This window comes from Bacteroides ovatus (assembly GCF_001314995.1).
In the GTDB taxonomy this organism is placed as follows: domain Bacteria; phylum Bacteroidota; class Bacteroidia; order Bacteroidales; family Bacteroidaceae; genus Bacteroides; species Bacteroides ovatus.
This window is the reverse complement of sequence record NZ_CP012938.1, coordinates 3,348,823-3,364,103: the sequence shown is the minus strand read 5'-3', so window position 1 is coordinate 3,364,103 and position 15,281 is coordinate 3,348,823. Positions and strand designations below refer to the sequence as shown.

At 41.6% G+C, this 15,281-nt stretch carries 4 protein-coding genes, 2 tRNA genes and 3 rRNA genes; 8 read left to right on the top strand and 1 reads right to left on the bottom strand.

Annotated elements, in window-relative coordinates; translation table 11 throughout:
- Nucleotides 1-63: 63 nt before the first annotated feature.
- Entirely contained in the window at nt 64-2,022 is a 1,959-nt protein-coding gene (locus tag Bovatus_RS13285; RefSeq protein WP_004296299.1) for a DUF4978 domain-containing protein, read from the bottom strand.
- Between the two features lie 208 nt (nt 2,023-2,230).
- Between Bovatus_RS13285 and Bovatus_RS13280 the strand changes: the two genes are divergently transcribed.
- The 8 genes from Bovatus_RS13280 to rrf all read left to right on the top strand — a co-directional run bounded on the left by Bovatus_RS13280 (nt 2,231) and on the right by rrf (nt 15,062).
- Nucleotides 2,231-6,286 carry a hybrid sensor histidine kinase/response regulator transcription factor gene (locus Bovatus_RS13280; protein WP_052587833.1) on the top strand — a complete coding sequence of 1,352 codons (4,056 nt, stop codon included), beginning with the start codon at nt 2,231-2,233 and terminating at the stop codon, nt 6,284-6,286.
- Between the two features lie 119 nt (nt 6,287-6,405).
- Nucleotides 6,406-7,416 carry an aldo/keto reductase gene (locus Bovatus_RS13275; protein ID WP_004296297.1) on the top strand — a complete coding sequence of 337 codons (1,011 nt, stop codon included), beginning with the start codon at nt 6,406-6,408 and terminating at the stop codon, nt 7,414-7,416.
- Between the two features lie 1,287 nt (nt 7,417-8,703).
- A complete protein-coding gene (locus Bovatus_RS13270) occupies nt 8,704-9,051 on the top strand; it encodes a hypothetical protein (RefSeq protein WP_004296294.1) in 348 nt (115 codons plus the stop codon).
- A gap of 865 nt (nt 9,052-9,916) precedes the next feature.
- Nucleotides 9,917-11,441 (top strand): 16S ribosomal RNA (locus Bovatus_RS13265).
- A gap of 184 nt (nt 11,442-11,625) precedes the next feature.
- Nucleotides 11,626-11,702: transfer RNA gene (locus tag Bovatus_RS13260), tRNA-Ile, on the top strand.
- A gap of 58 nt (nt 11,703-11,760) precedes the next feature.
- Nucleotides 11,761-11,837: transfer RNA gene (locus Bovatus_RS13255), tRNA-Ala, on the top strand.
- A 157-nt stretch (nt 11,838-11,994) separates the two neighbouring features.
- Nucleotides 11,995-14,874 (top strand): 23S ribosomal RNA (locus Bovatus_RS13250).
- Nucleotides 14,875-14,951: 77 nt separating this feature from the next.
- Nucleotides 14,952-15,062: ribosomal RNA gene (rrf, locus tag Bovatus_RS13245) — 5S ribosomal RNA — on the top strand.
- Together the 16S, 23S and 5S rRNA genes with 2 tRNA genes alongside form the textbook arrangement of a ribosomal RNA operon.
- Nucleotides 15,063-15,281 lie beyond the last annotated feature (219 nt).

Here is a 15,281-nt window from a genome sequence, read left to right as displayed (position 1 = left end):
CCTTTCTCATTGATGATGAAGGACCATCCTTTTTGTCTCTAATTGATTGAATTGGGATTTTATCTATCTTATTATTTGTAGTTCGTCTATATGTCCGGCCCCTGTCCATGTAGATTTCAGATAAATCACATTCTCTGTTCCCGGTTTAAGTTCGGTAGAGATTTCCGTTAAACTGTATTTGTTCCAAGAACCTGTAGGAGGAAGCTGAACCTGCTTGATGACACCATTGATAATTATCCGTGCGCTACATGTGTGATTGTCGCCGTTGGCATAGCGTAGACGGATCGTTTGTTTTCCTCCCTTCAGACCGTTAACTCCTCTCCATTCTGCATACCCTCCTGCAAGGGGGAAGTTAAGATATCCTTCGCCGGAAAAGCCTAGACATTGCTCAATATCGGCCTCTACTCTGACGCCATCTCCGTAACTTGCATGTTCAGCTTGTAAGATAATGTCCGGTTGTTTCTGCTTGTTGCGGATTAACCGTATCGTCTGCATGGCATTGATTTTCAAAGAGGTGACATGTTTCCTTGGGTTTGTCTGAAGTTCTACAGTGCCTTTGTCTTTCCATTTATTATTGCTGTCGAAGTAACCTTTGCTTGCAGAAATAATCTTTAATGTATCTGGCCAGAAAAATGTGCCTCCCTTGGAAGTAGATAAGACAATTTCATTGCCGTTGCGAAGAACGCTAATTGCTTGTGAATTGATATAGTTGGGGACGAAAGATATATTTTCTACTCCTATAGTTGGCATGAGTGAATTCCCTTTCCAGTTATGAACGAAAAGTCCATATCCACTGGCATTTAAAGCTATGTCTGTCATGGCGTTGTTCAACATCCTGTTAACAGACTTTACATCATCTTCTGTATAAGGACTCCGTGGTACAAAGTGTTTTTCTTTATCTTTTATAAATATACCACGTCCGTCGGGACCACAGAGTTCATAATAATTGAAGGCTGTATTGCCGGATAATGCAGCAACTTGCATTTGGGCAATATTTGTTTTTTCGGCTCCGGCTTCCATAATCATGCGATAGTTTTTTCCCATATAAGGTATGCAGGTGCGCATGCTTTCCGTGTATTCATCCATTTTATCAGGAGAACTACAATAACTGTCAATTCCAACAAAGTCGATATAGGTGCCATTGGCGGAACGAAGTTGTTCATTGCAATAAAGTACAGAGTAAAGATCGGGAAATGTACAGTTCATGCGTGTCCATACGGAATAGGGAGATTCTTTAACGGCACGTCCCAGTTCATTCATATATTCTATAATGATGTTGGAAGGGAAACTTCGAACTTCATTGTTCAGTTGAATACCTATTACTGTGTGTGCGGATCCCTGTTCAGTATCCCATTGAGCTATATGTTCCATCATCTTGCCTATTACATAAGCTTCCCGGTTTCGGAGCTTTTTATCCGTAAGATCAAGGGTATAATCGGATATATCGCGACGAATGACAAATTCACTGGTTGTTTCCTTGGAACTTCCTGTGGTGGAAAAAGACTGAAAGTTTCCGGCTTTGGGAGAGTACATAACATAATCTGGAGTGCGTAGACGATCAGGCTTTAACCATTGCACATGTCCGCCGCTGTTTTGTCCGAACCAGAGTAGTTCCACTTTAAAATGGAACTTTTGTGCCATGCCGAGATATAAGTCGAGTGTGCTCCAGTCGAACTTATCTTTTTCCGGTTCCACCTCTACCCAATGAATGGGGATGGATAGTGTATTAAATTCCAAAGCACTCGTCCGTTTGAGCAATTCTTCACAAATAGAAATGTCCCATCCCCAACGATAACGCAATTTGTCAAAGCGAACTTGTACATTGGTCATATAGAATGGCTTTCCATCCACTCTCAATACATATTTTTGTGAACCGTCAAGTGATGTGTCCACATAGGAGATCGTGTCTTTTGACTTTCTTTTTTCTTTAGCTATAATGGCCATTACCGGCAATAATAACATAAGAAAAATGATTGGTTTCAGATAAGATCTGGAATTTGTAGCAGAGATTTTCTTTCTCATGATATTTGAATTTTAATTGGAAAAACAAAGATTGATTTCGCTCTTGCAAAAATACTCTTTCTTGATGTGAAAGAATAGATCGCACTGCGATAAAAAGCAAGGGCAAATTGTTCAATAAGCATGGTAAGTTAGGCAAGATGCTGTAAAAAGGTATTTATGATAAAGATTTATTGTATTTTTGTGGCATAGATAAATTAAGATTTGATTCATGCGAACACACATGTTTTTACGGTTCTTATTGGGCCTGTTACTTTTTTCTATTCATGGTACGACGTGCGCACAATCTCTTTATACATTGCGTCATCTGGGGATAGAAGATGGTTTGTCGAATAATTATGTTAAGGATATTGTTCAGGATAAACAAGGATGTATCTGGGTGGCAACGGAGTTTGGGCTTAATCGTTTTGATGGATGTAAATTCACTGTTTACAAAAGCAGTAATTCACAGCTGATTAATGATGCATTGAATGTATTACTATATGATGAGGCTGAAAATGTGTTGTGGATAGGAGGAAAATTCCAAGGGGTAGGTAGATTGGACTGTTCTACCAATGAATTTAAGTATTATCAAGGACGAGGAAATCTGAAAATAGATAATATAGTTCATTTGGCACATGCAGCGGATGGTGGATTATGGCTGACGAAACACCATGGGGAGATTATCCACTATGATAAGCAAACCGGGATTTTCTCTTCTCTTTCAGATAAAGGTATCAGCCTTTCTGTCTCATCACATTGGTGCACCTACGATGATGGTACAGGACACCTCTATATAGGTCATGCACAAGGTGGCATGAGTGTTGTTGATTTAAAGAGAAAAGCTGTCCGTTATCTTCATAATCTTCCGGATAATCCACAGAGTTTACCAGGTAATAGTGTTTATACTATTTATAAAGATCGCCTCGAAAACATCTGGGTGGGAACCAATCGAGGGCTCGGATTATTCAATCCGAAAACGCAGGATTTTACAGTTTTCAAACATGAATATCAAAATCCGCATTCTTTAATAGCAGATCATATTTATGATATTAAAGAGATGGACGATGGTACGTTGTGGATAGCCAGCGATATTGGAGGTATTAGTATTTTAGATTTGCATAGCATCACTTTTAAGAACCCCGATAATGTACAATTCTATAATATTACTGCCGACAATAGCAAGCATGGTGTTTCATCTGGTAATATCCGTAATTTGCTGCAGGATTCTTTCGGAAACATCTGGATTGGTAATTATAGTAGTGGTATCGATTTTATTAGTCATACCCAGCCATTTTTTCATATTCTTCCTTACATGACAGAACATGGTAATATTTTGAAACAGAAACCTGTTTGGGGGCTTTACGAAGATGAAGAAGATCGGATTTGGCTTGGAGGAGAGAATGAGATAGCATTATTCAAGGATAATAAATTGGTGAAAAGTATTAATGTAACCAGCCGGTTGTCAAGACCGTACGGACAGGTCTTTTCAATTATAGGAGATGGACATGGTACTCTGCTGTTGGGAATATATGATGACGGATTATTGAAATTTGATACTCGAAGTGATCAGATTGAACGTATACCGCTTGATATGGAGAATGTGGATATAATAACTTTCTTCAAGGATGCCGATCAGAAAATATGGATAGGGGCAGAATATGGTATATACAGTTATTTTGAAGGGGTTCTCCGCAAGGAAGATGCTCTGACCCGGCAATTACGTGATAAGTCAGTATATGGAATTGTCCGTGACCGTCAGGGTAAATTGTGGGTGGGTACTTATGGAGGTGGCATTGCTATTTTTAATAAGGATGAACAGAAGGTACTTAGTCTGAATACGGATCAGAATTTTTTCTCTAATGCTATCAACAGCCTTTATATGGACCGTTTGGGTGGCATCTGGGTGGCAACACGACAAGGGCTTGGATATATCAAAGATACCAATTTGCCCGAACATTTTGAAGTATATAGTTATCAGTACGGTTTGGAGGATACCTTTGTACGTTCCATCAAGGAAGATATGTCAGGGAATATATGGCTTAGTACGAATGACAGGATTGCTTATTGGAATAAACAAAAGCGCAAATTTGAAAATTATGATTATCGCGATGGCATCCCTATGGGAAATTTTATTGAGGGTTCTGTTTGTCGGACTAAGGATGGCACTCTTTATTTCGGTTCATTGAATGGGGTTTGCTATTTTAGTCCCGAGAGTTTAATTGTCGAGCGGCAGGTCGCTCCGGTGCAAATCATTGAGTGTATGGGACTGGATGATCAGATAGAGAGCCGTGACGGAGAAACTATTATTCCGGCGTTGGACAAAGATATTGAATTGCCTTACAATCGGAATTCTTTTCGTGTATCTTTCTCTGTACCGGATTATTCACAAAGTCAGCAGGTAGAGTATGCTTATTTGATGGAAGGACTGACAAATTCATGGACAAATACGCTTGGTGAGAACCGGGTTACTTTCCGGAATATCTCTCCGGGTGAGTATATTTTTAAAATCAAGGCACGATTGAGAAATCAGGAGTGGGATGACAATCACATCGCTACCTTGAAAATCCACATTCATCCGCCTTTGTGGTCGACATGGTATGCAAAGATTTTCTATTTGTTATTATTGTCTGCTGGTGTTTTTGTCTGGTTTCGTTTTTATAAACGTAAACTTTTGTTGGAAAGCTCTCTTGAATTGGAGAAGAAGAAGAGTCAGAATGAACAGGAATTAAATAATGAACGTTTGCGTTTTTATACGAACATCACACATGAACTGCGTACTCCGTTGACATTGATACTCGGTCCGTTGGAAGATTTGATAAACGATTCTCAATTGCCTGATTTTTATAATAATAAGATCAAAGTCATACATGATAGTGCATTACGCCTGCTAAATTTGATTAATCAGATTCTGGAGTTTCGTAAGACAGAAACACAGAATAGAAAATTGACTGTGGTAAAAAGTGATCTTGCCAGTTTAGTAATGGAAATAGGACTACGCTATAAAGAACTGAACCGGAATGCGAAAGTGAAATTTCATATAAGTGTTGACACAGAGGAAAAAAGGCTCTATTTTGATGCGGATATTATTACTACTGTGTTGAATAATCTGTTGAGTAATGCACTGAAATATACACCGGAAGGAGAAATAAAACTTTTCATGCGTTCTGTGAGCGAGGGAGGAAACTGGTACACAGAACTCATGGTCAGTGATACCGGATATGGCATTGAGTCACAGTCGCTTCCACATATTTTTGATCGGTATTATCAAACAGAAGAGAAACATCAGGCATCGGGAACTGGAATCGGGCTTGCGTTGGTCAAGTCTTTGGCAGACTTGCACGAAGGAATATTGAACGTAGAAAGTGAAGTAGGGAAGGGGACGACATTCACCTTCCGTTTATTGACGGAAAATACGTATCCTGATGCTTTACATAAAGAGGAGAAAGAGGTAATCATTGTTTCGGAAGAAGAAGGAAATGTAGAAGATGAACAGGTAGATACGGATACTCGTCCAATGATACTTGTAGTAGAAGATAATGATGATATCCGTGAGTACATTGCTACTTCTTTTAGCACTAATTACCGGATTCTGACTGCTGCTGATGGTAAAGGAGGGTTGGAACAAGCACAAGAATTTATTCCGGATATAATAATTAGTGATATTATGATGCCGGTGATGGACGGTATTGAATTGTGTAAACAAATAAAGGAAGATGTTTGTACAAGTCATATTCCTGTGATTCTGCTTACTGCAAAAGACTCTATTCAAGATAAGGAAGAGGGATATGAAAGTGGTGCAGATTCATATCTGACTAAACCCTTTAGTGCTAAGCTGTTGAATAGCCGTGTGCATAATTTATTGGAATCACGAAAGAAGCTGGCGGTTTTGATAGCGGATCGTGCTAAAAAACTGGAGTCTGACAGTAGTGGACAGGAGGAGTCGATGAAGTTAAATAAGTTGGATGCAGATTTTATAGCCCGATTCACGAGTATTGTAGAGGCAAATATCGAAATGAATAAACTAGATATGGGGTTTGTAAAGGATAAAATGAGAATGAGTCATTCTACGCTTTATAGAAAAATAAAAGGACTTACCGGTATGTCCGGTAATGAATTTATTCGAAAGATCAAATTGAAGAATAGCTTGAGGTTATTGACCGAAGAGAGGTTAAATGTATCGGAAGCTGCTTATGCCAGTGGGTTCAACGATCTTGGCTATTTTCGTGCCTGTTTTAAGGAGGAGTATGGCATGGTGCCGTCGGAATATATAAGACAGCTAAAATAGGTTAGTGTATTGGCTAATATAAGTCTCAGATTGGGAGGGACTCCCTGAAGTTTTTTAGTGACTGATGAAGATTCTACAAAAAAATCTTTTTCTTTGTAGAAAGAAAAATAAAATGACTTATGCATAACTTATCTAATAACCATTATCAGCCGGCAGCCGATCGTTACGAACAGATGCCTTATAAATATTGTGGCAAGAGTGGCTTGCAGTTACCTCTAATCTCTTTGGGATTGTGGCATAATTTCGGTAGTGTGGACAATTTCAATGTAGCAACCGACATGATTAAGTATGCTTTCGATCACGGTGTTACTCATTTCGACTTGGCAAATAATTACGGTCCTGCTCCTGGAAGTGCGGAAGTAAATTTCGGACGAATTTTGAAAGAGAACTTTCAAGGCTACCGGGATGAAATGATTATCTCCTCCAAAGCCGGTCATGACATGTGGGCAGGCCCTTATGGCGGAAATAGCTCTCGTAAAAACCTGATGGCGAGCATTGACCAAAGTCTCTTCCGAACAGGTTTGGAGTATTTTGATATCTTTTATAGTCATCGTTATGACGGAGTCACTCCAGTTGAAGAAACCATCCAGACATTGATTGATATTGTGAAGCAAGGGAAAGCATTGTATATCGGAATTTCTAAATATCCTCCCGAACAAGCCCGTGTTGCCTATGAGATGATGGCAAAAGCCGGTGTTCCCTGTCTTATCAGTCAATATCGATATAGTATGTTCGATCGTGCGGTTGAGGCTGAATCACTTCCTTTAGCAGCGGAGTACGGTTCCGGCTTCATAGCTTTCTCTCCTTTGGCACAAGGATTATTGACCGATAAATATCTGAACGGCATTCCGGAAGGTTCCCGTGCTGCCCGTTCTTCGGGTTTTCTTCAACAATCTCAAGTGACGCATGAAAAGGTAGAAGCTGCCCGTCAATTAAATGAAATAGCCCGCCGCCGTGGGCAAACGCTGGCTGAAATGGCTTTGGCATGGGTGCTGAAAGACGAAAGAATGACATCAGTGATTGTAGGTGCAAGTTCTGTGAATCAGTTAGCCGACAATTTGAAAGCGCTGGAACATTTGGAGTTCACGGCAGACGAGTTGAAAGAAATAGAGCAAATTTTACCCGGATAAATTCAGCCTGATTCATAAGGAGGTGTCGTATTTACAATTTGAATTCAGCAGTCTCTGCTGAATTCAGCTTCTGCAAACGTTTTTTCATATTCATTTCTCATGTTCTCATAAATGATATGATAATAGTTTGTAAATCAATGATATAATACTATGAGAAATGAACTGTGAAATGGCATTTCTCATAGTATTTTCATCATTTACCCCTAAAAAAGATGCATTTCTCATAGGTTTCAAATCATTTCTCATCTTATTCTCATACTCCTTCTTATTTGTTTTGCTCATTTCTCATACATGATGGCTGCGGCTTTTCCCGGACTCTCGCCGGACTTACGATTATTCCTTTCCCTATGTCGTTTATTAATCAACTTCCTATTGTTTACTGCTTTCCTGTGTATCATTCACCTTATATCTTACTGTTTTCCCTTACTCATTGCCATTTCTTCCTGCTACTATCTGTATCGTTGCACTCGAGTGAACAGATCGTTCCACTCTAGTGGACGGTTCTTTCTACTCTAGTGCACAGGCCTGTCCACTGGAGTGGAACGATACAGATGCCGGTAGAAAAATATGCGGATGTCTGCTCTATATACTTTCAATAAGCGCTGATAATATATTGTAAATAGGTGCATAGTCTGGTATTCAACTTGGTCTTTAGCTTAGGATCTAGCTTGAGAATTTATAGGATAAATAGTCAAAATACTATGAGAAATACCTTGATAAGTTATGAGAAATAGGTTGTTTTATGTACAAAATGTGGGTCATACTATGAGAAATGCCGTTTTGAATTTTTATTCTCATTGTGTTATATTGTTGATTTACAGAAAAATATTGTGCGTGTTATGAGAATATGAGAAATGAAAAAGAAAAATTGTTTCTAGTAGGATATTGGGGTTGTGCTTTTTATGCGATATGGACTGAATTAATTGATCTATCATGTTTTTCCTGTCAAAATTGTTTGTTTAATAGATATTTATTTCTACTTTTGTGATAACTTACTTTCGAGCGAAGGAAGTAGTTTTTTAATAATTTTATTGAGAACGGTTATTTGTTGCATTCTATATAAAAATCCGCTAATTTTTTACTCCTGAATGACAATGAGTGACAGGTCTCACGCACACTTTTGTATATGTTATGTTTATATACTTAAATGGGCGTGGGGCTATCACTTATGTTCAGGAGAGGGTCTTAGCGGATACCTTATATAGAGCGTAAGTAGATAGTTTCCACGCTCTCTTTTTTTTATAACCCTCGCACCACCGGGAACTGATGCGGTAATAAACGCAACCTATGTACGGAGACTTTAATCGAATTGTTGTTCAGCTGACTCAGCATCCTGTTATGTACAAACCCCTCTCGGATTTAACCTATACGGAATGTGAACTAGCCTATGCTTTGATACGGGAGTTGATTGATTTGTCAATCGAAGGGGATTATACTTTATTGGACTATATCCAAATGGCCCGGCTGGAATACTATCTGGGTGAACTGTCTTGTAAGATAAGCTGTAGTAGGGAGGAGACTGCCCTTCATTATGCGGGCGCCCTTCATCTGTTAGAAAAAGGCGGCTTTGATTTGGGCATAAAGAAGTGGGTTGAACTTGTCAGCCTGCGAATAGAGAACTCTAAAAAAGAATGACATTCTGATTTTATAGTTAGAATCTGATTAGTACCCACTCTGTATTTATCCGATCTATACCTATGGAATAGTCAACCGTTAGACCGCTTAGAAAAAGTATTCTGACGGTTGATTCTAAATCCTCTTGCTTTTTTTTAATATCTATTTTCTTGTAGTTTTCTTTTTCGTCTTTTTCTTTTCATTCTCTTTTCACGCCTTTACGCGCCCGCGTGTGATATAATAATGTGTATCCCTCTCGTCATTTCCGCACACAATTCCCCCGTACTTGAAAAATATGTTCTACAACATCGTTATGCATCAGCACTTTAGCAAATGTATTCAAAAATAATTAGAAAAAATAGTTTGATATATTTGGAGTGTATACGAAAAGGGCGTACTTTTGCACCCGCTTTCCAAGAGAAGAAAGCCTTGATAAATTGACTTAGTGAAAAGCGGAATCATACTTAAAGAAAAGAACAAAAAACTTCCGAAAAAGTTTGGATTATAATAAATAAAGTTCTTATCTTTGCAGTCCGATTCGCAAAGAAAATTGGCAAGAGTTATTCTTTCATACATTCTTTCCCTTTCGCATAGAGAGCCAGAGAAATTGAGTAAAAAGAAAAACTAAAAAAAAACTTCCGAAAAAGTTTGGTAGTTAAAAATAAAGCCCTTACCTTTGCACCCGCTTTTAAAACGAAAGCAACAAGTTCTTTGAAATATTGATAAACAATACAAGTAGTACAAGTAAAAAAATAGAACCGTCAATACTTGTCTTATTCAGTAGCGATACAGTTAAGACTAATAGGTATTTGAATAAGGTCAATAAATTTACGACGTCCTGAACAGAGCAAAAAAGTCATCTTAACCGATGATAAAAAATACTTTTACAATGAAGAGTTTGATCCTGGCTCAGGATGAACGCTAGCTACAGGCTTAACACATGCAAGTCGAGGGGCAGCATTCTTCTAGCAATAGAAGAGATGGCGACCGGCGCACGGGTGAGTAACACGTATCCAACCTACCGATAACTCCGGAATAGCCTTTCGAAAGAAAGATTAATACCGGATAGTATACGAATATCGCATGATATTTTTATTAAAGAATTTCGGTTATCGATGGGGATGCGTTCCATTAGTTTGTTGGCGGGGTAACGGCCCACCAAGACTACGATGGATAGGGGTTCTGAGAGGAAGGTCCCCCACATTGGAACTGAGACACGGTCCAAACTCCTACGGGAGGCAGCAGTGAGGAATATTGGTCAATGGGCGCAGGCCTGAACCAGCCAAGTAGCGTGAAGGATGAAGGCTCTATGGGTCGTAAACTTCTTTTATATGGGAATAAAGTTTTCCACGTGTGGAATTTTGTATGTACCATATGAATAAGGATCGGCTAACTCCGTGCCAGCAGCCGCGGTAATACGGAGGATCCGAGCGTTATCCGGATTTATTGGGTTTAAAGGGAGCGTAGGTGGATTGTTAAGTCAGTTGTGAAAGTTTGCGGCTCAACCGTAAAATTGCAGTTGAAACTGGCAGTCTTGAGTACAGTAGAGGTGGGCGGAATTCGTGGTGTAGCGGTGAAATGCTTAGATATCACGAAGAACTCCGATTGCGAAGGCAGCTCACTAGACTGTTACTGACACTGATGCTCGAAAGTGTGGGTATCAAACAGGATTAGATACCCTGGTAGTCCACACAGTAAACGATGAATACTCGCTGTTTGCGATATACAGTAAGCGGCCAAGCGAAAGCATTAAGTATTCCACCTGGGGAGTACGCCGGCAACGGTGAAACTCAAAGGAATTGACGGGGGCCCGCACAAGCGGAGGAACATGTGGTTTAATTCGATGATACGCGAGGAACCTTACCCGGGCTTAAATTGCAAATGAATATGTAGGAAACTATATAGCCGCAAGGCATTTGTGAAGGTGCTGCATGGTTGTCGTCAGCTCGTGCCGTGAGGTGTCGGCTTAAGTGCCATAACGAGCGCAACCCTTATCTTTAGTTACTAACAGGTTATGCTGAGGACTCTAGAGAGACTGCCGTCGTAAGATGTGAGGAAGGTGGGGATGACGTCAAATCAGCACGGCCCTTACGTCCGGGGCTACACACGTGTTACAATGGGGGGTACAGAAGGCAGCTACACGGCGACGTGATGCTAATCCCAAAAACCTCTCTCAGTTCGGATCGAAGTCTGCAACCCGACTTCGTGAAGCTGGATTCGCTAGTAATCGCGCATCAGCCATGGCGCGGTGAATACGTTCCCGGGCCTTGTACACACCGCCCGTCAAGCCATGAAAGCCGGGGGTACCTGAAGTACGTAACCGCAAGGAGCGTCCTAGGGTAAAACTGGTAATTGGGGCTAAGTCGTAACAAGGTAGCCGTACCGGAAGGTGCGGCTGGAACACCTCCTTTCTGGAGCGATGTCGTAACTGTCACAAACGTGACAGCCACTTAAAGACTTTAAAGGTTCTGTTTTTTGTACTACTGGTACTTGTTTATTTATAATATATAGATCAACCATCTATAGAAGTATAGATAGAGATAAACAAGAGAAAAAAGAAGCCGAGTCTAACATACAGGTAGACAAGGTTGAACTAGTCCTATAGCTCAGTTGGTTAGAGCGCTACACTGATAATGTAGAGGTCGGCAGTTCAACTCTGCCTGGGACTACCAAGCTCAAGAACGAAGGAATGACGCGTCAGCGGAATGCAGCAATTCTTGATAACCTCTTGGGGGATTAGCTCAGCTGGCTAGAGCATCTGCCTTGCACGCAGAGGGTCAACGGTTCGAATCCGTTATTCTCCACCATCTCTGAAAAAGAGAAACGATCTTTGACATGATGTACAAAAAGTAAAATTTTAGTAAGAGCTAAAAGTATATATCAAACCGTACGTGTTCGAGTACGCAATATTGATAAAAGGAAGCAATTCCCATACCAATACCAGTATAAGAATAAAACGTTTGAAAGAAAGTAAGCAAGGGCGCATGGCGGATGCCTTGGCTCTCGGAGGCGATGAAGGACGTGATAAGCTGCGATAAGCTTCGGGAAGGTGCAAATAACCTTTGATCCGAAGATTTCCGAATGGGACAACCCGGCATTCTGAAGGAATGTCATCCAACCTAGTTGGAGGCTAACACAGGGAACTGAAACATCTTAGTACCTGTAGGAAAAGAAAATAATAATGATTCCCCTAGTAGTGGCGAGCGAACGGGGATTAGCCCAAACCAATGTTGTTACGGCAATATTGGGGTTGTAGGACCACGATATCGCAAGAAGTTTAGTGAGAAGAACCCTTTGGAAAATGGGACCATAGACGGTGATAGTCCGGTATTCGAAGCTAAACGAAGCGTAGTGGTATCCTGAGTAGCGCGGGACACGAGGAATCTTGCGTGAATCTGCCGGGACCATCCGGTAAGGCTAAATACTCCCGAGAGACCGATAGCGAACCAGTACTGTGAAGGAAAGGTGAAAAGCACTTCGAATAGAAGAGTGAAATAGTCCCTGAAACCGTGCGCCTACAAGCGGTCGGAGCAACTTCGGTTGTGACGGCGTGCCTTTTGCATAATGAACCTACGAGTTACTTTTTCCGGCAAGGTTAAGTGTCTCAAGACATGAAGCCGAAGCGAAAGCGAGTCTGAACAGGGCGATTAGTCGGAAGGAGTAGACGCGAAACCAAGTGATCTACCCTTGGTCAGGTTGAAGGTTAGGTAACACTAACTGGAGGACCGAACCGATAAGCGTTGAAAAGCTTCCGGATGAACTGAGGGTGGGGGTGAAAGGCTAATCAAACTTGGAGATAGCTCGTACTCCCCGAAATGCATTTAGGTGCAGCCTTGGGAATTACTACTGTGAGGTAGAGCGACTGATAAGATGCGAGGGCTTCACCGCCTATCAAGTCTTGATAAACTCCGAATGCGCAGTAGTTCGATCCCAGGAGTGAGGGCATGGGTGCTAAGGTCCATGTCCTAAAGGAGAAGAATCCAGACCATCAGCTAAGGTCCCCAAATAATTGCTAAGTTGAACTAACGAAGTCAGATTGCTAAGACAGCTAGGATGTTGGCTTGGAAGCAGCCATTCATTTAAAGAGTGCGTAACAGCTCACTAGTCGAGGAGTTTGGCGTGGATAATAATCGGGCATTAAGCAATTTACCGAAGCTATGGGATCCGTAAGGATCGGTAGGGGAGCATTCCACTCTGCGTCGAAGGTGAAGCGTGAGCTTTGCTGGAGCGTGTGGAAAAGCAAATGTAGGTATAAGTAACGATAAAGGGGGTGAGAAACCCCCTCGCCGAAAGACTAAGGTTTCCTGATCAACGCTAATCGGATCAGGGTTAGTCGGGTCCTAAGGCTCAGCCGAACGGTGAGGCCGATGGCAGAACAGGTTAATATTCCTGTACTACCTTAAAGAGTGACGTGGAGACGGAGGAGTGACAGCGCCGCGGACTGACGGAATAGTCCGTTGAAGGGTGTAGATGTTGATTATCCCAGGCAAATCCGGGATAAGAGTCGAACCTGATAGTATACCAAATTCCTCGGAATAAGGTAATAGTGCGTGTAAACATACTCCCAAGAAAATCCGCTAAACTTAATCTTTAAGGTACCCGTACCGTAAACGGACACACGTAGTCGGGTTGAATATACTAAGGCGCTTGAGTGATTCACGGTTAAGGAACTAGGCAAATTGACCCTGTAACTTCGGGATAAAGGGTCCCAACGAGAGTTGGGCGCAGAGAATAGGTCCAGGCAACTGTTTAACAAAAACACAGGGCTGTGCCAAATTGAAAGATTACGTATACAGCCTGACACCTGCCCGGTGCTGGAAGGTTAAGAGGAGATGTCATCGCAAGAGAAGCATTGAATTGAAGCCCCAGTAAACGGCGGCCGTAACTATAACGGTCCTAAGGTAGCGAAATTCCTTGTCGGGTAAGTTCCGACCTGCACGAATGGTGTAATGATCTGGACACTGTCTCAACCGTGAGCTCAGTGAAATTGTAGTATCGGTGAAGATGCCGATTACCCGCGATGGGACGAAAAGACCCCGTGAACCTTTACTATAGCTTAACATTGAATTTGGGTAATTGATGTGTAGGATAGGCCGGAGACTTTGAAGCAGGTACGCCAGTATTTGTGGAGTCGCTGTTGAAATACGGCCCTTTGATTATTTGAGTTCTAACTCGTAGAAACGAGGACACTGTTTGGTGGGTAGTTTGACTGGGGTGGTCGCCTCCAAAAGTGTAACGGAGGCTTCTAAAGGTGCCCTCAGGACGATTGGTAACCGTCCGTAGAGTGTAATGGCATAAGGGCGCTTGACTGGGAGACAGACAAGTCGATCAGGTAGGAAACTAGAGCATAGTGATCCGGTGTTTCCGTATGGAAGGGACATCGCTCAAAGGATAAAAGGTACTCCGGGGATAACAGGCTGATCCCTCCCAAGAGCTCATATCGACGGAGGGGTTTGGCACCTCGATGTCGGCTCGTCACATCCTGGGGCTGGAGAAGGTCCCAAGGGTTGGGCTGTTCGCCCATTAAAGTGGCACGCGAGCTGGGTTCAGAACGTCGTGAGACAGTTCGGTCTCTATCTATCGTGGGCGTATGAAATTTGCGTGGCTCTGACACTAGTACGAGAGGACCGTGTTGGACTGACCGCTGGTTTACCAGTTGTGCCGCCAGGTGCATTGCTGGGTATCTAAGTCGGGATTGGATAAGTGCTGAAAGCATCTAAGTACGAAGCCAGCCACAAGATTAGATTTCTTAGGGTCGTCAAAGACGATGACGTTGATAGGATGCAGGTGTAAAGGTGGTAACATCAAAGCCGAGCATTACTAATTGCCCGTTCACTTTCTTTCGAACATGTACCGGTTGGGTATATACGTTTAGCTTTCTAGACACTAGGATTTTACTTTTCATCATGTCATAACCTTATTCAGGTGGTTATAGCACGAGGGTTCCACCTCTTCCCATTCCGAACAGAGAAGTTAAGCCTCGTCACGCCGATGGTACTGCGTAACAGTGGGAGAGTAGGTAGCCGCCGTTTTAAAGAAGCCTCCCCTTCAGTAGAAATATTGGAGGGGATTTTTAATTTCTTAAAACTCTGTATATTCAGAGGAAATGTTTTTTTAACATATTAAGTCGTTAACTCATCGAACAAAACATATTGTAGCTTGTTTTTATAAAAGAGTTAAACTTTAATGTTTAAATGATGTGAACGACGATGAACATATACAATTTATTGCTACATTTGTGGCCGAATCTA

Bases quoted from the DNA above. Each gene is read 5' to 3' on its own strand.
- Bovatus_RS13285 (WP_004296299.1), bottom strand. From the start codon at position 2,022: ATGAGAAAGAAAATCTCTGCTACAAATTCCAGATCTTATCTGAAACCA.
- Bovatus_RS13280 (WP_052587833.1), top strand. From the start codon at position 2,231: ATGCGAACACACATGTTTTTACGGTTCTTATTGGGCCTGTTACTTTTT.
- Bovatus_RS13275 (WP_004296297.1), top strand. From the start codon at position 6,406: ATGCATAACTTATCTAATAACCATTATCAGCCGGCAGCCGATCGTTAC.
- Bovatus_RS13270 (WP_004296294.1), top strand. From the start codon at position 8,704: ATGTACGGAGACTTTAATCGAATTGTTGTTCAGCTGACTCAGCATCCT.